13 protein-coding genes and 4 pseudogenes are annotated in these 21,563 nt (G+C 56.9%); 11 read left to right on the top strand and 6 right to left on the bottom strand.

What is annotated here, in order from left to right:
* The first annotated feature begins 2 nt into the window (after positions 1 to 2).
* Together ACA073_RS10190 and ACA073_RS10185 are read left to right on the top strand one after the other, a co-directional pair.
* Positions 3 to 2,192: a lipase family protein gene (locus tag ACA073_RS10190; RefSeq protein ID WP_497403133.1), complete on the top strand. Its 2,190-nt coding sequence runs from the start codon at positions 3 to 5 to the stop codon at positions 2,190 to 2,192.
* A 346-nt stretch (positions 2,193 to 2,538) separates the two neighbouring features.
* Positions 2,539 to 2,886, top strand: a complete 348-nt coding sequence (locus tag ACA073_RS10185) for a DUF6124 family protein (protein WP_497403132.1) — start codon at positions 2,539 to 2,541, stop codon at positions 2,884 to 2,886.
* A gap of 54 nt (positions 2,887 to 2,940) precedes the next feature.
* On the opposite strand, the gene ACA073_RS10180 is transcribed toward ACA073_RS10185, so the two are convergent.
* Complete coding sequence (locus ACA073_RS10180) at positions 2,941 to 3,135, bottom strand: hypothetical protein (RefSeq protein ID WP_497403131.1); 195 nt, start codon at positions 3,133 to 3,135, stop codon at positions 2,941 to 2,943.
* 235 nt (positions 3,136 to 3,370) lie between these two features.
* Between ACA073_RS10180 and ACA073_RS10175 the strand changes: the two genes are divergently transcribed.
* Positions 3,371 to 3,577 carry a hypothetical protein gene (locus ACA073_RS10175; RefSeq protein ID WP_497403130.1) on the top strand — a complete coding sequence of 69 codons (207 nt, stop codon included), beginning with the start codon at positions 3,371 to 3,373 and terminating at the stop codon, positions 3,575 to 3,577.
* Between the two features lie 156 nt (positions 3,578 to 3,733).
* Here ACA073_RS10175 and ACA073_RS10170 read toward each other — a convergent pair.
* The 3 genes and pseudogenes from ACA073_RS10170 to ACA073_RS10160 all read right to left on the bottom strand — a co-directional run.
* Positions 3,734 to 4,597: pseudogene (locus tag ACA073_RS10170) on the bottom strand (AMP-binding protein); the annotation flags it as partial.
* Between the two features lie 49 nt (positions 4,598 to 4,646).
* Positions 4,647 to 4,988: pseudogene (locus tag ACA073_RS10165) on the bottom strand (alcohol dehydrogenase catalytic domain-containing protein); the annotation flags it as partial.
* Between the two features lie 178 nt (positions 4,989 to 5,166).
* A complete protein-coding gene (locus ACA073_RS10160) occupies positions 5,167 to 5,475 on the bottom strand; it encodes a hypothetical protein (protein WP_497403129.1) in 309 nt (102 codons plus the stop codon).
* 622 nt (positions 5,476 to 6,097) lie between these two features.
* On the opposite strand from ACA073_RS10160, the gene ACA073_RS10155 reads away from it, so the two are divergent.
* The 3 genes and pseudogenes from ACA073_RS10155 to ACA073_RS10145 form a co-directional block, all read left to right on the top strand.
* Positions 6,098 to 7,471: a tyrosine-type recombinase/integrase gene (locus ACA073_RS10155; RefSeq protein ID WP_497403128.1), complete on the top strand. Its 1,374-nt coding sequence runs from the start codon at positions 6,098 to 6,100 to the stop codon at positions 7,469 to 7,471.
* Positions 7,472 to 7,568: 97 nt separating this feature from the next.
* Positions 7,569 to 7,700, top strand: a pseudogene (locus ACA073_RS10150) (recombination directionality factor); the annotation flags it as partial.
* Positions 7,701 to 7,747: 47 nt separating this feature from the next.
* Positions 7,748 to 7,924: pseudogene (locus ACA073_RS10145) on the top strand (integrase); the annotation flags it as partial.
* Positions 7,925 to 8,127: 203 nt separating this feature from the next.
* Here ACA073_RS10145 and ACA073_RS10140 read toward each other — a convergent pair.
* Positions 8,128 to 10,539, bottom strand: a complete 2,412-nt coding sequence (locus ACA073_RS10140; protein WP_497403127.1) for a DUF262 domain-containing protein — start codon at positions 10,537 to 10,539, stop codon at positions 8,128 to 8,130.
* Complete coding sequence (locus ACA073_RS10135) at positions 10,536 to 12,332, bottom strand: DUF262 domain-containing protein (RefSeq protein ID WP_497403126.1); 1,797 nt, start codon at positions 12,330 to 12,332, stop codon at positions 10,536 to 10,538. Before ACA073_RS10135 ends, ACA073_RS10140 begins: the two co-directional genes overlap by 4 nt.
* Positions 12,333 to 12,504: 172 nt before the next feature.
* Here ACA073_RS10135 and ACA073_RS10130 point away from each other — a divergent pair, with 172 nt between their 5' ends.
* The 5 genes from ACA073_RS10130 (at position 12,505) to ACA073_RS10110 (ending at position 21,523) form a co-directional block, all read left to right on the top strand.
* Entirely contained in the window at positions 12,505 to 12,627 is a 123-nt protein-coding gene (locus ACA073_RS10130; protein WP_497403125.1) for a helix-turn-helix domain-containing protein, read from the top strand.
* A 284-nt stretch (positions 12,628 to 12,911) separates the two neighbouring features.
* The gene (locus tag ACA073_RS10125; RefSeq protein ID WP_497403124.1) at positions 12,912 to 13,508 is read left to right on the top strand and encodes a hypothetical protein; all 597 of its coding nucleotides are present in this window, start codon (positions 12,912 to 12,914) and stop codon (positions 13,506 to 13,508) included.
* Positions 13,505 to 17,209: a patatin-like phospholipase family protein gene (locus ACA073_RS10120; protein WP_497403123.1), complete on the top strand. Its 3,705-nt coding sequence runs from the start codon at positions 13,505 to 13,507 to the stop codon at positions 17,207 to 17,209. The genes ACA073_RS10125 and ACA073_RS10120 overlap by 4 nt, the downstream gene beginning before the upstream one ends.
* A complete protein-coding gene (locus ACA073_RS10115; RefSeq protein ID WP_497403122.1) occupies positions 17,199 to 19,286 on the top strand; it encodes a dynamin family protein in 2,088 nt (695 codons plus the stop codon). The genes ACA073_RS10120 and ACA073_RS10115 overlap by 11 nt, the downstream gene beginning before the upstream one ends.
* The gene (locus tag ACA073_RS10110; protein WP_497403121.1) at positions 19,283 to 21,523 is read left to right on the top strand and encodes a dynamin family protein; all 2,241 of its coding nucleotides are present in this window, start codon (positions 19,283 to 19,285) and stop codon (positions 21,521 to 21,523) included. Before ACA073_RS10115 ends, ACA073_RS10110 begins: the two co-directional genes overlap by 4 nt.
* Positions 21,524 to 21,563: the final 40 nt, after the last annotated feature.

Here is a 21,563-nt window from a genome sequence, read left to right as displayed (position 1 = left end):
CCATGACATCATTGGAAAAAGAGATGGAGTCAAAGTTGAGCAATCGAGTGCTCGCCTGTCCGTTGCAAGGTAAATGGACTAGCTTCCAATTGGTCGACGAATCTGGATTAGGTGAGCCTTATTCAGGATTAACTTTTACTGCTATTGATTCTGAAGGACTTAAATATAGTGGCAACTTGGATACTGCCGGTGCAGCCACAATCACAAATCATTCTGCGGGACCTGTGGCGATTCTCTTCCACCAACCGTACGAAGGTCTCGAAGATTACTATGCGTTTTTACAGGCAAGACCCCACTACGCTTTAAAAATCACCGAACTTCAAGTACGCGCCGAACAAACCCGCTATCTGAATAAAAATTCAACCCGTACCCGGACAAACCCCGCACAAGACTGCGCAGATGAGTTCCTCCAAGTAGAAGTACGTCACCTGGTCAAGCATGTTTCTCACCTGCCGCCCGAGGTCTATCGTCATTTTCCCCATAGCCCAAACCGAGCGAGAACCATGGGTGAACATGGGAAGCTCGGCGTTGCGCTGATACCCCAAAAACACACGGTTCTGGAAGTGCGTCCACTGCGAGCGTTGCGACCAATGCTGTCGACCGACCCGGAGTTCTGCGCGCTGAATCTCTACCAGCTCGCGCTGATGGCTACGTTGAGTTATTGCCCTTTCGGGCAACAGCCCGACGGTCACCCGGTTAAAGCGACGACCGTGACCTTCCCTATACAACCCAGCGTGGGCCATTGGTTCGGCGATGCGTTGGCCAAGGCTGACGAGTTGTGGCGTGTCGATGCGACGCAAAAAAGCGCTTTTTATCCACTGTACGAGGATGTGCCGTACTCCAAGCGTCTGGAGATCGTGCCATTCGATCCGGGACTTTATGAGGTCAACCGGCTCAATCAAGAAGTCGAACAGGAACACCCTGCCAAAATTCACTTTCTAGATGACGCAGCGCAAGGTGCAGAGTCGACCGACACCCAGGCCTTCATTACCCACAATGACGAACTGATCCTGATCGCGATACGTGGCACTTACGAGCTTATCGCGGATGGATTTCGCGATGCCGATGCATTTCAAGTGCCGTTCGAAGACACCGACAGCAAAGTGCATCGCGGCTTCTACGAAGCAGCGCAACAAGCACAGAGCTTCGTCGTGAAGTACGTGACTAAATTCTATACAGGGCAAAAGCTCATCATCTGTGGCCACAGCCTCGGTGGCGCAGTGGCGTTGTTGCTCTCGGAAATGCTGAGACGAGAGCAAAATTTTAGCTTTAACATCCAGCTCTACACCTACGGCGCCCCCCGCGCGGGCGATGCCAACTTCGTCAAAGACGCAGAGAGCTTGGTGCATCACCGCGTCGTCAACCACAATGACCCGGTGCCGAGCGTGCCGGGCACCTGGATGGACACCAAGCCCGGTGTCTTCGCGACGGGATTGGCTTTGACGCTTGCTAACGTGCCGGTCGGGATGTCGGTGTTTTTTACGGGTATCACGAACTGGACGGGTGAGCCCTACGATCACCATGGCAAGTTGCAGCACTTCATGCCGGTGCGATTCAGTGGTGGGGAGAAGTCCGCGTTCATGTGGGAACCCGGTTGCGACACCATCACCCAACATGCGGCGTGCACCTTGGCCATTCAGCAGAAGAACGGGCTGCCGGACCGGCCACCATTGCTGGCGCAGATATTCCAGGCCGGGAATCATTCGATGACCGGTGGCTACGTTCCGGCGTGTTGGGCGGTTTTGCTGCGATGGAAGCAGGCGTATGACGAGAAACGTACGCGTATCACTGAGAGCGAGTTCAATTGGGTCAAGGATTCACTGGCAGAGAGCACCACCCAGCTGCGAACAATAGAACGTGATTTAAGAGGACGTTCGGAGGCGTACGCTCGCACCCAGGAGAACAACATCCGCGCGCTCGATCTTGAAAAGAGCAGGATTGAAACCACCGTCGCACGCCTGAAAAGCATTCATCCTCAGAGGATTAGCGCACAGGCGCTTTACGGATCGCTATCCGAACAGCCCGAGGAGCTGATGAAAAACGTCGAACGTTGGCTGGCGCATCCTGAGAACAAGGTTAAAGACCCGTTCGCCATGGCGCCGGAAGACCCTGAGGGGGACGCGCTGACGGCTTCGATCTATGGGCACACCATCGGGGCGCCGTACACGCTGGATATTGATTCAATCTGTTAAACACGCCCGTGTTTAAAAGCTCCGCCGGTTACTTCGCGAAAGCTACAGCGCCTTGCGTCATTGCCTACGGTTACGCCAGAATCCGCCGGCTTGTGCGCCTTGGGCCTGGGTTCTATTGTTGGCCGGTCGCTGAAAATCAGTGATCGGGTTTGGTAGCCCGGATTAATTAGGCGCGTAGCGCACCGATTGCAGACCTTAAAAGTCTCTGCTTTATGGTGGCCATGCGCAGGGCTCCTTCGGGAGCGCCGGGTTCCTAATTACCGGTCTACCAACCTCCGCATGGCCGCCACTCTTCGTTTGGTAGCGAGAGGTGAAGGCTCCTTCGTTTCAATTAGGAGTTTCATCAATGATCAAGCAAACACCCAACCCGCCAGAAACCGATCCGACATCCCCCTCCAAAAATTTCGACCCGGAAAATCCCGACGAAACCTCGGACCGCATCCCCTCCCACGCCGACATCCGGGCCACCCCGCGCACACCGAGCACGATGTACATCCTCGATCCGCACATCAACACCGAAGACCTTTTGGGACACGCTTGCGTATCACTGGCATCAGCCCATGTCATGACCATGGACCTGGCGGACCTTACGCACGGGCCGAGTCTCAATACCCTGTTGGGCATTGCTCAGATCATCATGCTGGCTGAACTCGACGTAAACCGGGCGCTGGATCGACTCGACAGTCCGAAATAGCCGAGCTTGAACGCCCATTAAAAAGCCCAACCTGAAATGGTCGGGCTTTTTCATTTATGGGCGGGTATCCATCATCTTGTCAGCGAGCGCCTTGGCTCTTTCAATCAACAGATTCTGCCTGTCCTCATGAGTGGCCCCTCCTACAACCGGCGCCGTCAGATTGCTTTCCGCAATCAGCGCAGCGCAGAAATATTGATCCCAGACAGCTTTGTCCGCGGACGTCTGTGCGGTCGTTCGGTCGGCAATCATATTGCGGCTCCTTTTGATGAAGTAGCTCTGCCAGTTTACGCCCGATTGATAACCCGCAACCGACCACCATTCGTCGCCTGAAAACATCCGTCAAGAAATTGTAACAACATCTGGCGCAGGCTTTGCAAACGCTGGCCGTAGCCGCCCCGGAACGACGGAATTCTGACGTGACGGCCAATCAATCAATACTTATGGACGCCAGCGATACGCTGGGTCCGTCACCCGGAGAAGTAACGTGTCAACTCTCAATGAAATCGCAGCGAACCACGCGAAAATGGCGAAAAAACTGGCGGGAGAGTCGACCGAAATGTGTGAACGACAGCCGCTGGTAGTGGGTGGGTTTGAGGTTTCTTCCGTTGATGAGCAACCCCATGTACCCCTGCATCTCATCGTTGCCGGGCAGGACAACCACCTCGTTCAGGCGGCTGGCTACTTGCCCTGAGCTATTGCGACAGACTCAACGACATCGCCGCGACGTTTACGCAAACCTGAAACGAAAAAAGGGATCAAGCATCTGAATGCATGATCCCTTTGACTGATATGAAATAGAGGGCCTCGCGATGAGTGGTCAGGGTTGACGTAGCATCCGCCGCGCCTTTCAGCTCAATTCGCTTTCCCGGATGAGCTTCTTGTTAATCTTCCCGACGCTGGTTTTAGGGATCTCGGCGACGAACTTGAACTGCTTGGGGATTGCCCATTTATTGATACGGCCACGCTCGACAAACCCTTGCAGGTGCACCTCCAGCATCTTGCGGTCGAGATATTGCCCAGGCTCGCACACCACCAGCGCCATCGGCCGTTCGCCCCATTGCTCGTCCGCAATGCCCACGACCGCGACCGACATGACGGCCGAGTGTTCGCTGATCAGGCTTTCCAGTTCCAGGGAGCTGATCCACTCCCCGCCCGTCTTGATGACATCCTTGATTCGATCTTTGATTTCCACCCCTCCCAAGGGGTCGATGGAGGCCATGTCGCCGGTGTGCAGCCAGCCGTTATGCCAAAGCTCTGCACCCTTTTCGGGCTCCTTCAAATAGCCTTGGGTGAGCCAAGGCGCGCGCACCACGATCTCGCCCAGGGACTCTCCGTCGTGGGCAACGTCATTGCCACTGGCATCGATAATTTTCAGGTCGACCATCGGCACAGCCGTGCCAGTCTTGATGCGGGTAGCCAGTTGGGCTTGCGTGGATTGTTCGAGATCTTCGTCACGCAGGTAAGTGAGGCACAGCAACGGGCAGGTTTCCGACATGCCGTAACCGCTGTGTACCTGAATACCTTTGGCACTCGCTTCACTGGCGATGCCCAAGGTCAGCGCGCTGCCGCCCAGGAGCATTTTCCAGCCATCAAAACGAGTCCGTTGCGCTTCCTCGCAGTTCAGGATCATTTGCAGAATGGTCGGCACACAGTGGGAGAACGTGACCTTCTCCTCTCGATACAGCCTGACCAGGCTGTTGGGCTTTTTGCGCGCCGCGCTGTCGCCGGCGAATTCGATCTTGTCGCGCAACTGCTCTTCGGATGGTTTCCGGCAGCTTGATCAACGGCGCGGCCGGGATCAGACGCTCGGTGCTGTAGGCACCCAATGTATTGAGAAAACCGGTGTAGGTGACACGATCGCCGACTTGTACGTTGGTCACCCCTTCGCCGACGGCCTGGACCACACCGGACGCTTCAACCCCCATGCCGTTGGGCATCGGAATCGGATAAGTGCCATTGCGAAAATAGGTGTCGGCATAGTTAAGGCCCACCGCCACATGACGAAGACGAACCTGGCCTGGACCGGGATCGCCGACCTCGACCTCCTCATAACGGAGGACTTCGGGACCACCGGTTTCGTAGAAGCGTACGGCGTTGGCCATTTTTTCTTATTCTCCAGTCTGTGCAGCGTCGATTTGCGCTGATTGGACTGTAGGACGCCGTCTGGCGAGACGCTTCTCATCAGACGACACTGGCTTTTCATTTCATGACAGAGGGCTGCGGTCATCAACCCGTAAAAAAGCCCGCACTGTGCGGGCTATCGAAATGATCCGGACTTGTTCAGGCGCCTGATTCAGGATCGCTCGCAGGCATGCCGCGAGCCTCCTTACCCTCTTCACCCTGATCGTTCATCTGTGGGTCGGCGTCCGGATCAACGACGCGACCGCTCTTTCCAGCGTCGGGATGCTCACTCGATACCGAGTTGTTGGCATCCACGTCGGTCATATCTTCATCAACAGGGGCTTCGTCGTCCGACTGCAACGGAATCTCTGGCTCATCCCGTTTAGGGTCATGACCGGTTTCGTTGTCCGCCGCGCGCGTCACGTCCTGCTGCGATTTGTTGCCAGGTGCATCCTCGTCAATATCCATGGTGACTCTCCGCTCTCATGCCCGGGTGAATCCGTGCTTAAACGTGAGAGAGTCACACCGCGCTCGAGTGCCCGGCATTGGACGAATGGCGAAAACGAAAAACCCGGCACAGGGGCCGGGCTTTTCTTGTGTCAGTCCCCAAAGCGCAAGATCGGCAGGTTGGTAAATACTGGCCTGGTTCACCTGCGTGTACTGCTACAAGGGGCCGTGCAGTTAAGGAAGTAAGCCCACCCTGACCAGTTGCGGCCACTCAGCATTTCTCTGAAACAGCTGGCAGGGCGAACTACTGGACCTTATTCGAGTGAGGCTTTCTCGTATCAGCTATTCCCTGATACCCACCGTCAGCATTCCCCGCAAATGTTACGCACATGAAAAAGGCCAATGCTGTGAACATTGGCCTAAGTCATTGAAAAATATGGTCGGGACGGAGTGATTCGAACACTCGACCCCTAGCACCCCATAAAGGTGAATTATAATCCAGCAACGTCCTTCAAGATCCAAGACCACCTCATAACGCTCTGAAAATATAGATATTACCCGCTACCACTGTCCATTAGCATCCGCTAACATCCCCCTAAAGCCCATCTCAATTCACTACCAATTCACTACCAAGAGCAAACGCATGGCCAACATTACAGACAAGGCAATGAAGGCCAAGCCTGGCCAAACTCATAAATGGATGAGTGAAGTCGCGATTTGGGGCCATGGATCACTTCTGGCCCGCATAACGCCATCGGGTGACCGCCTTTTCTACTTCCAATACACCAATGAGACAGGCAAGAGATACGCTCTACCAATCGGAACTTATGGTGCCGGGGATGATTCCGCAACAATGACTCTTTCGGATGCACGACAAAGAGCAATGGAATTGGCCGGTCTTCATAAAACAGGCATCAAAAACATCCGTGAGCACCTTGAGTCCGAAGAAACTGCACGTATCGCTGCCCGCAACGCCGAGCTAGCACGGTTAGACGCGGAGAGAGCCACTGCAGAAACCGAGCTAGTCCGCCAGGCATCCCGCAAGAGCGTTACCGAGCTGTTTGAGCACTGGGCCAAGATCGACTTGATCAATCGCAAAGATGGCGGCGCAGAAGTGCGTCGAATGTTTGAAAAAGACGTATTGCCCTTTCTAGGCCAATTCGCCGTAGCGGACGTAAAAAAAGGCCATATCACAGAAGTAACTGACACCATGCTTGCCAGAGGCGTCAACCGTGCTGCAAAAATAGCTTTCTCCCTGATGCGCCAGATGTTCAGATTCGCAGTAGACCGTGACCTCATAGAACACGATCCCAGCGCTAGTATCCGAAAAGCAAAAATTGGCGGTAAAGACGTCGAACGCGACCGCGTTTTGACTGATGATGAAATTCGTAGCCTTGCGAAGAAAGCACCAGGGGCGGGACTTCTAATGACGACAGAAGCTGCAATCTGGATTGCACTTTCCACCTGCTGCCGCATCGGTGAACTACTAAATAGTCGTTGGGAGCAAGTGGATCTCAAACAGCGCACTTGGCTAATTCCTGCTGAGCACAGCAAGAATGGCAAGCCGCATACTGTTTTCCTGTCAAAATTCGCTGTAAGTCAGTTCGAGCGGGTTCAGAGCATCAATAGCAGGTCGGCCTGGTGCTACCCAAACACCGATAACAGTGGCCCAGTCAACTCCAAGACCGTGACCAAACAGCTGGGTGATCGTCAACGCCAGCCTGAGCAAGGAACAATGAGCCGACGCAGTGCTAAAGCTCAAGGCCTGCTGCTTCCTGGTGGTAAATGGACTCCTCATGACCTTCGTCGCACAGGCGCAACGTTAATGACCGCACTGGGAGTGATACCTGAAGTGGCTGAGCGCTGCCTAAATCACACCGAAGACAATAAGGTGAAGCGAATCTACCAGCGCCACAGCTATACAGCCGAAATGACTGCCGCATGGAACCTACTAGGCGAACACCTTGAGATACTCACAAACCCAAAGGTTACAGATACAAAGCCACCAACAGCCTAATTGAAAAAAATTCAGCCATATATCACAACAATGAACATCTCATCATGGAGACCAAACCATGTTGTTGCAGTGTCGAAGGCATCAAGTCGTCGCCCAGCCCTCACCAGACACTTGCCCGTTAGCCAAAGGCAATGCCTGCAAGCCCTACGGGCGATTGCATGTGGTGATCAGCGACGATGACCCACTCGGCAGCTTTGTCTTCCATACCACCGGCTTCAACAGTATCCGTAAAGAGATAAACCCGGTTAGCCTAAACTTACTGGTTTCTCGGGTCGGGTTGCCCACGTTGACAAAGACGAAGTGCGGAGCGCCTACAACCGAGCAGACTATATTGAACGCCGACGTCCAATGATGGCTTGGTGGAGCGGACACATTCAGGAAGCAGCCACAGGCAACTTGTCTATCTTAACGCTCACCCAAAATCGAGACCGAAAGGTTGACTCCCTACGCTGAAGATTCGTTCGATGATGAGCAGTCACTCGACCCTAGCTATCGGCCTCATGAACTAAATATCACGCAGGTATCCACACTGTCAGTACGGATACCTGCAACGTAACCTTCTGGCCATGTCCCTCAACCAATGTCCCTCCTCTCGGGGTGAACAAACATTTGACCATCCCGAATGAACCCGCTCCTACCAAGTCAGCGACATAACCTCACAAAGTATCAGCCACCCGAACCTCTAAGGCCTTGATCGCTCGGGCGATGGCGCGCAGCGTGGCGTGAATGCGTTCTCGTGTGACATCTAGGTTGATGACTTCCTTCTGCACGTCAAACTTGAAGGTAGCGACTAACAATTTTTCCAGATCAGGTACGGGTTTCAGCTCTTTTCGAGATATTTGAATCCTGAATAGCCCTGATTCGGAATAAATCAAGAAGTACAGGCAGCAGTCCCGAAATACAAGGGCCAGATCAAGGCTCGGCTCGAACTCCGAGCCACTGACTGTCTGGTATTCATCTAGCCGCAGCGGCAAGAGCTTTTTTTGAAGTTGCTCCGCTTCAAGCTGGGTGAACAGGTGATAGCTGAACAACTCGGCATGCATTCCGCTCATTCGGCTTTTCTTGAGCAGGTAAATTTGGTCGTTGTACCAACGCAGCGCATGTTCACCGCAATAGCGGAACACCGCTGGCGTATCCACCATGATCTGACGCCAAGGCTCCAGGCCCTCGGCATTGGCAATCAGCTCATCCAGTTGGCCTTCTAACGGAGCGTCAAGATTGATCTGCTCCAACAGCTTTTGCAAAAGCGCGCGGGCTTCCTGCACATTGTCCCCAGCACCACCGCGTAACAGCCGTTTCCAACTGGCTTGCTCCGACGCCGAGTTGACCAGGAACGAGTAATTGGAGCCGCTGAGTAAAAAGTAGTCACCCAATGACAGCAGGGCACGCTCCCATCGGAAGTCCGCTAGGCTGTTCAGGCCGCGCGCATTGAACATCTTTTCCGCCTTGTCCAGGTATTCGGAAAAGCGCTGTTGCAGCAAAAGATGTTCGTCGGGCACCCACTGGCCCAGGCCGGCCTTGCGTCGCTTGGCCAAGACACCACTAAATTCCAGTAGGAACTCGATCTGGCCCTTGAAGTAACCATGTTTCTCCGCCCGTTCGATCAGACCGCGCCAACCACAGTGGGCCAGTAGCAATTCGGCCTTGAACTGCTCTTCACTGACCTGTTGCAGGTAAAAGCCCGCGGTCGGTTTTTCGTTGCTGGCGAAGTAGCCGAGGATATCGCCAGCATGCGGTAACATACCCAGGACCCCCAGCAGGCTGCGCTGCATGTCGGCCGGGCGCTCGTAACTGGAATTGTTCGACAGGTTGTAGATCAACCGCACCCATTCCAGCAGCGCTTGAGGTTCGACTTGCTCGCCTTTCGCACGCAGGAAGGCGACGTAAGCAAACAGCTGCACCAGGTCGGCATATGCCAGGGCCGCAGGGTCGCTGACCAAGCGCTGGAACACGGCTGCTTCGTTGAAGTACGGGTTGTCTGGCAGCAGCGGCGTGAACCGATTGTCCTCAGAGCTCCATTTTTCCAATAGCAACATCAGGGTGGCGGAAAAATCGCGCTCCAGCCATCCGCTTTTGTGGTACAGAGCATAGGCTGACTTCAACGGCTTACCTCTGAAGGTGCTGATGTCCTCCAGATAGCCGGACGATTCCGGGTCGCGGCAAATGAACGCCACGGCATGGAAGAAGTTCATGATCGCATCGTCGTAGAGATGGGTGTCCTTGTCGCGAAACGCCCAGAAGAAATCGGCCCAGCGGTTGTCCATGCGGCGGGCGAAAAAGTCGGCAACGGTGAAGGTCTGGCCGCCGATGTCCCGGGTCTCGTCGGCGAACTGGCCCTTAAGCTCGTGCTCGTAGCGGGCCTTGAATGTCTCGAAGGCCGTCAGTGGTTTGCCCCGGGCGTTCATCTTGATGTACAGGTCGTCGGACAGCCCGAAATGCTCGAGGTCCAACAACTGGAAGGTGATCACCGGTTGCTGTTCGTCCATCAGCCGTGCGTAGGCGCCCGTGACGTCGCAGAAGTGACGGTGAATGGCTTCCAGCATGGTAAGGCAGGACTGAATAGTCGGGTCCAGGCGCCAGTAACGGAAATACCAGGCCTGGTTGGTGATCAACCTGGCCAATGAAGCCCCGTCGGCGGCCTCGCGCGCCGGCCAGAAGTTCACCAGCTCATCGAAGAACTCGGCGCTGCTCGGGCGTACGCTGTAAGAAAACCGTGAACCTGTGCCTTCGCAGAACACCTGGCGGAACGCGGCTTGGCAGTCGTCGCGCCAAGCAAGATACCAGTGCAGCAGAAACAGCGTGGTCAGTCGTTGTTGGCCGTCGAGAGGCAGGAAGCGGGTCGGGCCATCGATGTCGAGGCTACCGTAAATGAAGTCAAGGTTCAGGGGGAGGGCATCGTCACTCGGTGCCAACGCAAACGCCTGCTGCAAAGTGCCGAGGAATTCCTCACGTACGTCCTCGGCCGCCGGGCGGCCTTGGGCATAGTCGCGTTGGATCATCGGGATTTGGATACGCTGGTGGCGGCCCAACAGCTGTTTCAGGGTGATCTGGCTGCCAGACTCGCTCATGGGGTGATCTCCTGGGTTGCACTGAAGAAGCCCACTAGGGCTCGGGTGATTTCGGCCTGGTAAGCTTCACGGTCGTCCCTGCTCCAGAACATCACGTTGTCGGCCTGCGGGCTGTAGCATTTGAGAAACACATTGCGAGTGCACAGCGGCACGAAGATCCCCGACTGGTCGAGGGCCAGCATTGCCTTGCGCTTGACCGCGAACACGGCGTTCTTGTAACTACGGTTGGTGCCTTTATCCAACAGGGTCAGGTTGCAGATACCATGGTCGGTCGGCGCTTCATCGTTTTCCTGGAAAAAGGCCAGCAGTTTTTTGTACAGCGCTTCGAAGGCTTCGTCCGAATGGGCTTTCTTTGATTGCTCGATGAAGGCATAAATGCTGATCAACAACTGCTTGATCTGCGTGCCCTGGTCTTCGAGTTTCTGGGCTTCCAGGTAACCCGCGCACAGATTCAGCCAGCTCACCTGGTCATGCAGACGCATGGGACGGCTGGATGCAATCGAGCGTACGTGTTCGATGTCCCACTCACCGTTCTTGAAACTGTCGAACTGGAATCGCAGGTTGGAGCGCGGACTGTCCAGCAGGGTGGCCAAGTTGAATAGCAACAGCAGCGAGCGAATGCTCGGCGAATGGCGGCCGTACTCCAGCTCTTCGAGCCGTTCGCTGATGCACATGTGCAGCATTTCGGGTGTAAAGGAGTCAATATCTTTGTCGCCGATGGTGCAGGTGAAAACCTCTTTACGCAGCTTGCGTTCGAATGCGCTCTTGGTGGTCTGCAGCGATAGTTTGCAGATATGCGCGACATCAATGCCCTGATGAATCAGGAACCCGACGATGTGATAAAGCGTGCGGTCTTCAAACCACTCCTCTAGCATCATGAAGGTTTGCTTGATGCGCAGCCATTCCTTCGAGGTGGCGCCGGAAACCTTAAGTTTCCTGCTGTAGGCATGGAAGATGCCGTGCTCGTCCTGTTCCGCCCCGTTGCCCAGGCCGTCGGCATTGGCCACCAGCTCGAACAGCAGGCCGATGCGGTTCTGCGGTCGGCTCTGCTGGTTACTGAGGAAATACCAGAATTCGTCCGCCTGCAGGGCCTTCTCCAACTGATCCCATTCGTGGGCAATTTTCAACTGTCGGATGGCGGTTTGCGGTTCGCTAGCATCACTTCGCTTGAGGAACAGGGCACGGATCAGTTCGTCATCAGTCAGTGCAATCTTGCCCACGTTGAGGCGGGTGAACGCATCCACGGCATTGTCCTGGGCGCCCAGTTCGAACCAGATGACTCGGGTCTTGTTCAGCAGTGCGGACTTGATCTCATCTACTTCGTGAGCGCGATTGCTGAACCAGTCTTCAATAGTGTTGATGGCATTGAACAGGTAGAAGTAATCGACATTGCTGTCGGCGCCGGCTTCGCTGGGCTCATCAAGAAATGTCAGCAACTGCGGGCGGGTTTCGTAGTCGAGAGTGAACAACTTCTGCCGATACTTTTCTGCCAGACGCTCATTGAAATGCCGAAGAATCAACAGCAGCGTGGTCAGCCGCTGCTGGCCATCGACGACCTCGAACGGGCCGTGCTCGGTGGCCTTGATCACTAGCGGCTGCAGGCAGTAAAACTCTTCCGGTTGGGGGTTACGGCGCTGGCTGAATTCGCGGATATCTTCCAGCAACTGGGTAACCTGCAGGGGCTTCCAGCGGTAGCCGCGCTGGTATGCGGGAATCCAGAACTGTGTCGGGTTACCATGTTCATCGGTGAGCAGTTCATGTATCGGTTTTAAGCATAAATCGGAATGATTCATTCGAATCCTTTCGGGGCGGCAAGGCGCAGTGCGGTAGAGTGATGAAAGCGTTTGGCCATTATTATGCCGACTCGGTGATGGCGAGGGACAGAAGTTATCGATATTCATACAGTTGCACTGCTTTCACAGGCGGTATCACGGGCGTACTGCCTTGCTCCCTAGAATCCCACGCATGAAAAGCCCTGACTTTGATGCCATCCAGGCTTTTATCCTGATAGCCGACCTGAATAGCCTCACCCACGCCGCCAAACTGCTCGACTGCATGCAGTCCGCCATCAGCCGGCTTCCGGCCTGAAATCCTCCGATCACAGCCACCACGAAAATCACATCAGCCCAGGCTAGAAGTAGTTGGCCACCCACCCGAAACGTCGAGTCCCTCTTCGGCTGACAGATTGTGCAGGAATGCCAGCATATGGCGCTCGATACTAAACACGCCGGGTGTGTAGTCGAGTTTTCGCTAACATATTCATGCACCCGACACGCTGACCAATTGCAAAACCTTTCACACAAAGTCAGCATACTCGTCTCAAAGGGGCAGAACGCCACCATGGACATTGCTTCAGTCAAAAGGAACTTGTAATGCCCCAGTCCCTGCGCCCGACTAAAGAGGCCGCCCGCCACAAGTCATCGGGCAACCACGATACCCTGATCTACCGGATGGCGCAGATTCTCAACAAGCTCAACCTGGGCGAGAGCCTCGAACCTGCAGCGCTGGTCGAAGAGTTCGGTGTCAACATCCGCACCATCCAGTGCGACCTCAACGAGCGCCTTGCCTATCTCCCATTGAACAAGATCGACGGCCACCTTCGGCTCGACCGGGCCTTTCTCGGCAAGATCGACGTGCGCGACGTCGAGCGCTCCGTGGGACTGGTCGGCATTTGTGAGCTGTTTCCATCCCTGTCCGACGATGTCCTACGCGATATCTTCGACGACCGCATACAGAGTCCCCTGCTGATCAACAGTCAGCGTTTCGAAGATCTCAGTGGCCGTAAAGTGCCGTTCCAAGCACTGGAAAAGACCAGAGTCACGCACCGTCGCATCCGCATCATCAGCCCGGAAAGCGTGCAGTACGAACTGGAAAGCGAAGTTCACACCGCCCTCGCCCGACGCCCCTCGTATAAAAGACTCGGCCGAGTACCCACAAAGGCGCAGGCACAATCATGGAGAAGAGCATGAAATTCAGGAAACTCGGTCTTACCCTGTCTGGCGGCGGCGGTAAGGGCGCCTATCAAATCGGCGTCTGGCAGGCCATGCGCGACCTGGGCCTGGACAGCCAACTAAGCGCCATTTCCGGCACCTCAGTGGGCGGCCTCAACGGCGCAATGTTCGCTCAAGACAAACTCGATCTGGCCAAATCCATGTGGCTGAACATCGAGAGCCGCAACATGCTTTCAGTACAGGATGTGCCGGGACTGGCCTCGCGCCTGGCGTTACTGACCGCCAGCGGTATGATCTCGCCGATGCTCAGCCACTTCATCAGTACCAAGGGCTTTTTCAAGCAGGATGGCCTCAAGAGCATGATAGCCGAAGGCCTGGACGCAGGCAGGCTGGCCTCCTCGGCGCTGCCGCTGACTGTGGCGCTGCACAATACTGCCGCCAACTGCGTCGACTACATCTCGGTAAGCGATACCCACACCGCTGCGGACATGCTGCTCGGTACTGCTGCCCTGCCCCTGATCTTCGACGAGGTCGACATTGGCGACGGCATTTATACCGATGGCGGCTTCTACTGGGGGCTGCCGCATAAACATGTCGACAACACTCCGATTCGGCCTCTGATCGAGGCCGGCTGCGACACCATCGTGGTGGTGTATCTGTCGCCCGACGACCTGAGCATCGACCCGCGCCACTATCCCGGGGTGCGCATTTTGCCGATCGTTCCTGCCAACAGTCTGGGCGGCGTCACCGCCACCCTCGACTTTTCCAACGAAGGCGCCGCAAGGCGCATGGAACAGGGCTATGCCGACGGCCTGCAGATCTTCCGCCACCTGCAGTTGTTCCTCGACAACGAGGCTCAGTACGAAGCCCTATGGGAGCGCGCCCGCCTGGCCGCCGAACAGGAGCGCAAGCTCAGCGACAACCTGTACGACGTGGACCGTAAACACAGCAAGGCTGTCGACGATATCCATGACTTCGACCGGCAAGTTCGCAACGACGATTTGAGCCAGAAGCTCGACCTGGCCGACGACGATATCCCTCTCGCACTCGAGCACCTGGCTCTGGACAACACTGCGCTGCTGGCTGACATCGAGCGTCAGCAACTCGAAACTGCCGTCGACAGTTTCCTGGCCCAGAACAGCAACAACCGCCGGGCGGTCGAAACCTCGGTGCTGGACGCACTCGCCACCCTTTCTCCAGTCAGCGGACGCGCCACCTACCTGCGTGAGCAGGGATTACTGTCGCGCTTCATGGGCGCTATCACCGGCAAAAACCAGCAGATTGCCGCCGAGAATGACCGCGACCTGGCCCAGGCGCAATTCGCCGCCCTGCGCCTGATTGCTGCAGTTCAGGAAAAAGGTGCAATCACCCTCGAGTTCGCCTGCACCTTGCAAAACCGCCTGAACGGCGCCTTCGCCGAAATCCAGCGACTGGGAGATCGTCATAATCAGGATCTGCGGCGCGTCTACCGCTCGCTGGCCGGAGTCTACTGCAAGCTACGCGACCGCCTGAGTACACATGAGAACCGCCTCGAAGCCCTGGAACGCACCAGCCGCTTGCACGATTGGCTACTGCATCCCAATAGGCGTCATCTTGACGGCAAGGCGCTCAGCGAACTGCCTACTGCTTTGCGTCTCAGCTGTCTGGCCAACGACTTCTTTCGCCTCACCGAAGGGCAGTGGACAGTCCACGAGCTGAACAGCCTTAAAGAGATGTGCCTGCTCGTCGGGCTGGATCTTGCTCACCCCGTGAAGATCGGCGAGTTCTGCACCCAGTTGAGCGAGCAGCCAGCCTGCCTACAGGCACTCACCCTACACCTGGCCGCACTGCCTCAGACTAACTTGTTCAACCCGACCGCTCTCTGGCTGCTCGACCTGCGCGCCGGTACCGCGCCAACGGACAACAGCAGCGTATCGGCCCGCTGGGGATACGGCGCGGCAACGGCGTTACCTGCCTGGGACTTTCTCGCCGAACTGCTCTACCACCTCCAGTCCGCCGGATTTTCGGTGGTGCGCAGCAGCGACCTGAGCCAGTACAAGGAGCATTGGCTAGGACAGTTGCAGGTGCTTGACGACCTGCTGGGCGAAAACATCCTGCCCAAGAGCTTCGCCGGGGAGATCAACGCTCTACGCCAGCAGATCACCGGTTTCCACCTCAAGGTACCGCTGATCGGCAAGTTCAGTGTTGGTAAGTCGACCCTGCTCAACTGCTGGCTGGGCGAGGATATTCAGAAGGACGACCTCAGCGCCTGCACCAGTCTGGCCACTGAATTCCACTACGCCGAACCGGGCGCGGAAAAGCTGGTGATCCACTGGCTGGAGGACGCCGGGACTGGCCAGGTACGGCGCGAGGAAAAACCGCTCACAGCCTACGCCGCGCTACTCGACGATCCGCGCACTAACGCCCGGCCACCCCTGTTCGTAGAACTGCACCTGTGCCGCACTGCCCTCGCCCGCCACCCTGATCTGGTGCTGGTCGACACGCCGGGCCTGGGCTCCAACAACGGCCAACATGAACGTGCGCTAGAGCAATACATCGGAGAAGCTGTGTCGTGCATCCTGTGCGTCACCCGTATCAGTCAGGTCGGTATCGACGAGCTGGCCTTCATTGATCGCCAGCGCTCCCTGGGTCAGACGTTTACCCTACTGGTCTGCCAGGAGGCACTGAACAGCCGTCAGCAACGCGAACCCCTGCGCCGCTCCCTCGCCGAACAGGCCGGCCTAGACTTAAGCCAACCGACCCGTGGCTGCTCTGCGCGTGAGGGCGATCTGAGTGGCTTCGAAGACTTGCTCGCCGGCCTCGAAACCCAGAAAGCAACCCTGTTCCACGAACGCTTCGCTGCGCAGATCAAGGCGTTGTTGGTTCAGGCCGAACGCCTGATTCGCCAGCAACTGGCGATGGACACCAGCGCAGAGCAACTGCTCGAACAGCAGAAGATCCTCGACAAGGGCATGGCCCGACTCGAAGAAAACCATGCCAACGAACAGGACAGCCTGCTACGCGACTGCCGCGCAGCGATCAGCCATCAGGTGCTGGCCACCGTCAACAGTTACCTGCGCAGTCGTCGCCAAACCTACAAACAGATGCTGCTGGCTGGCCAAGGCATTGGTCCGCTGCTCACCGCCGATGCGCGTAACGCTTGCCAGTTGGCCATTGAGCAGAACCTGACCCCGCGTCTCATGGACGCCTGCCAACGCCTGGGCAGTCATATCGAGTTCAGCGCCTTTGAGGGGCCGCAACTCTCCGGCGACGGCCCGGCGGGAATAGAGGCCGACTATGGTTTGGGTGCCTCAGCGGCCGGAGCAGCAGCTGGGGCGGCTATCGGCACCATAGTGCCGGTGGTTGGCACCCTGATCGGCGGCCTGGTTGGCGGCGCGATCGGCCTGTTCGCTTCGCGCAGCAACAAGGAGAGCGAAGCCGAAGGCAAAGCCAATGAGGCGATTGAAACGGTCATCAGCCAGTTGCAAGGCGTGATTCCCGATGCACTCGACAAGCATGCCCGTCAGTTCATCGGCGATATGTGCGACAGATTAGCCGCGCAGTTGGCGACGCAACGGGAGAACCTCGATCGCATCGAACAGCAACTGGTAGCAGACCGTGACCGCAAGCAACATATCCAGGACAAGGCCGAACAGGCGCTGAACAGCGTCGCCCGACTGCTCGACCACAGCCGCCAGCAACAATCCCGACCTGCGGAGGCCTGCGCCAATGTCGCTTGATTTCAGCTTATCCCTCGAAGAGCTGGAGGCCGCGCAATCGGCCACCACCAACCCTTACCTGAGAGATCCCGGTAAAGGCTTGCAACTGATTGCCAGCCTGGTCGGACAGCCACGTCCGAACGTGGGCAAGGCGCAACGGCAGCAACTGCCCGCCGCGCTGCACCGACTGATCCATGAGCGCTTCATCGAGCTTACGTCCAAAGGCAGCTTTCCCGGTGAAGCCCAGGCGTTGCGCGAGCTGCAGGCGCTGGAAGCGTCACTGGAAAACCTTGCTCTGTTTCCCGACCTGGCCAACAAGACCGTGGTCGGCGTCGGGGGTGGTTTCAGCGCCGGCAAGTCGCGCCTGCTCAACACCCTGCTCGGCGTCGATCTGCTACCGGAGTCGCTGGAGCCAACCACGGCGATTCCCAGTTTCATCACCCGTGGCGAAGACGGTATCGTTGCGCTGAACACCTTCAACCAGCAGATTCGACTGGACCGCGACGGCCTGCAGGCCATCACCCACGCCTTCACCAACCACTACCGCGACAGTCTCGACGAGGCGTTCGGTTTTGCCCACGTGCTCAAGCTGTTGATGCTCCACTGCGCAAGCTTCGCCTGGAGCAACCTGGCCTTCCTTGATACGCCTGGTTACAGCAAGGTAGACGCCCTTGGTAGCACTGACAGCGATGAAACCATTGCCCTCAAGCAACTGACCGAAGCCGATCATGTGATGTGGCTGCTCAGCGCCAGGAACGGTTCGATTCGCCAGGACGATCTGGCATTTTTGCGCAGTCTCGATCATCCCGGACCGATCTTCTTCGTCGTCACTCAGGCCGATCTGGTCGGCCGCTCCTCTATCGACGCCATCCTGCACAGCACCGCAGAGGCGATCGAGGCTTCGGGCATTCCTTGCGCCGGACTGATGGCCTGGGCAGCACCGCTGGGAGCCGAACAGGGAGCGTTGATTGCTGGTGACGATATTCGCGTGTGGCTCCAAACGCTGGACGAGGCTCCCAAGTACACCCACCACAGGCGCACTTGCGAACGTGTGCTAGACGGTTATATCCAGCACAATCGGGAAAACCTGTCCAACAGCCGCCGAAAATTATCGCTGTTCAATACCCTTCTGCCACTGCAGGAAAAACTGCCTCAAAGTGAACAGGCAACGCTACAGGAACTGCTCCAGGAGCAACGTACCCGGCAGAAAGTCTTTGCCGAACTTGTCGACGCCTTCACCGTTTTAAAGAACGAAATGCAGGAAATCATCGCGCAGATCATCGGTGACCTGGCCATTGATGCGCTTTCCATCGAAGAGCTCTACGGCAAGGGCCTGGCACTTCATGAGGAAGGCGATTACGACTCAGCGGCTGTCTTCTTCCAGCACGCCGCAGAACAGGGGAACGCCGCTGCCCAGTTTCAACTCGGCATCTATCACGAGCTTGGGCAAGGCGTGTGCGTAGACGAACGCCTTGCGGCGCAGTGGTACCGCAAGGCCAAACACCAGGGTCATGTGCAGGCCCAGTTCTACCTAGGCGTCTGCTACGAGAACGGTGTAGGCGTTCCAGAAAATCTGCAAAGCGCCGTCGCCTGTTACCTCCAGGCCGCGGAGCAAGGACACGCCGAGGCTCAATACAACCTGGGCATTTGCCTGACCAGGGGAGAAGGGATTGCCAAAGACGACGAGCAGGCACTGTATTGGTTTGAAAAAGCAGCCAGGCAAGGTCACGAGGAAGCCCGCTTCTACGTGATCACACGATCAGCCAAAAATGGCAGCCCCGCCGGGCAATACGCTTTAGGGGTACTTTACGAAAAAGGCCTGGGTGTTTCCCAGGACCTGGAAAAAGCCATTGTGGCTTATCGCGCAGCGGCCGAGGCAGGGCATGCCGATGCCCAATTTGAACTTGGCCGCCGCTACTTAAATGGCGAAGGACTGAGAAAAAACTCCGCTCACGCTATCAGCTGGCTGGAGAAGGCTGCTGCACAAGATCATGCCAAAGCATCTTCACTGCTCAAGAAACAACAAGCAATTGGCCCCTTTTGGTCGCCTGGCACATTTGCGACTTGGCAAAAAATTCTCGGGAAAAATTCGCTATGACCGCCAAAACTTTCACCCTGGCTTCGCTAACCTCGCATGCCACTGTTATTGACGCCGAACAACTCAGTAGTCTGAAAACCTTGCTCGACGGGCTTGAAGTCAATCTCCACGCTGCGCGCGAGAGCGGTCGCGACCTGCGCATCGCTGTCGTTGGCCAGATGAAGGCCGGTAAGTCTTCGTTCCTCAATGCTGCCTTTTTCGGCCGCGACCTGCTGCCCAAGGCTGACACGCCGATGACCGCTGCGTTGACCAAGATTGTCTACGCCCCCAAGGCCAAGGCTGAAGTGGTGTTCTACAGCGCCGACGACTGGGCCGACATCGAACAACGCGCCAACGAGTACCCCAAGGCCTATGCCGAAGCAGAGCGCAAGCTGAGGGAGCCGCCGAAGAGCGACAGCCCTTTCGCCAAAGTTCTCGCGACACCTCGCGCGCGCACAGCGGAGGAGATCGATCGCCACGTTCCCGAAGCCATCCGCTCCTCGCGAGAGCTGGTGGAAATGACACGCAGGAAGGGCCTCGACGTACACGACTACCTGGGTAAAACCGAGGTACTGGACGTCGCTGGTGGCGCAGAAAACCTGGCCTATGCACTGCAGGAATATGTTGGCAGCGGCGGACGCTTCACCGCCATCACCAAGATGTCCGTGCTGCATGTCGACGACAAGCGCCTGCAGGGCCTAGAAATAATCGATACCCCCGGTTTCAACGACCCGGTGGTTTCCCGTGGCCAAATCACCCGTAGCTTCCTTGGCCAGTGCGACGTGATCTTTCTGCTCTCGGCAGTCAGCCAGTTCCTCACCTCCTCCGACATGGCGGTGCTGCGCGAGCAACTACCCGAAGCTGGTATCGACGAAAAGGCGGTGTTCCTGGTCGGTTCGCAGCGCGATCTCGCCCTGCGCCAGGATCGTGGCATAGCCATCACAGCCAGCAAGCTCGCCGAACGGGCACCCGCCGAGAAACGTTCTGCTGTACGAACCGGTGCGATGCTGCAGCTGCTGGACAAGAAAATGACGGATCAGGCCAGCCTGACGCTGGAGGCGCAGATCAACCAGCCCGGCCAGGACAACAAGACCCGGCGCATCCTCAGCGCTGTCAAAAAATCCGCGCCACGATTCATTTCCAGCTGGGCATGGCTGGTCGCCGAGCACTTCAACTCCCTGTCCGAAGAAGACCGGGAACAACTCGATCAGCTATGCACCGCCACCGGTTTTGCCTTTGAACCGAACAGCCTGCGGCAACTCTCCAACATTACGGCGCTACGCGACGAGATCCTCGCCCAGCGCGAACACAAGCAGCACCTGATCACCAGCAAGGAACAGCAGCTGATCGAAGGCGTGCACAACGGAACACGTGAACGCCTGCAACAGATTGAGCTCAGCCTGCAGGCGCGTAGCGAACAGGTTCGCAACGGCGACATCGGGGAGTTGGAGAGAATCGAGCAGGACATGCTCAGGCGTATGAAAGGCGGCAAGGCGCGCCTGGAAGGCGTGTTTGACGAGCAGTTGGTCAAAGCCAGCCAGCAGTTCGCGCTGTTGAAGACAGACATTCGCGAGCAGGCACAGAAATATTCACGAATACAGGTTGTTCGAGAGACAACCACAGAGAGTTATCAGGTCGACACTTCGTGGTTCGGCGGTTTTTTCGGCCATGACTGGGAAACGCGCTACCGCGACGTGGTCACCACCTACGCCAGCGCCCAGGATGCCATCGAACAGGTCCAGGTTTTCGCCTTGCAGACCACCAAGGCTCTGCAGAAGGCAATCATCGGCTGCGTCGATCTCGATGAGCTGCGCCGAAAAGTGGGTGTCGCGGCGATGTCACTGTTCGACACCGGCAGCGCCGACTTCGATGCAGAACTGATGCTGGCAGAGGTCAACAAGAGCCTGCGCCGCATCACCATTCCGAATGTTAGCTTCGGCGACAAGGACTACAGCATCAGCATCATTAAATCGTTTGGCAGCGAACGGGTTTCAGAGAGCCAGATCAACGGCCTCAAGGAGGCCCAACGCGAAGCTGTGGCCGCGATCATTCGCGACCTGGAAGGCGAAGTGAAGAGCAAGGTGGAGGCTATCGAAAACAGCCTGGGCAGCACCGGCCAGACCTTTGTCGAAAACATGAGCCGCGACATCCAGCAGAGCCTGACCCACTTGCGAGAAGACATCGCCAACAAGGAGCAGAGCATCCAGCAGATCACTGCAGCCCGCCAGGCGGTAGCAAAAGCACTGGCGGCGCTGTGATGGTGAAGTGCCGAGCGCCTGATACCGCGATGAAATATCA

The organism is Pseudomonas sp. LBUM1670 (genome assembly GCF_059695695.1).
The sequence above is the reverse complement of the archived record's forward strand: the minus strand, read 5'-3'. Positions and strand labels throughout refer to the sequence as shown.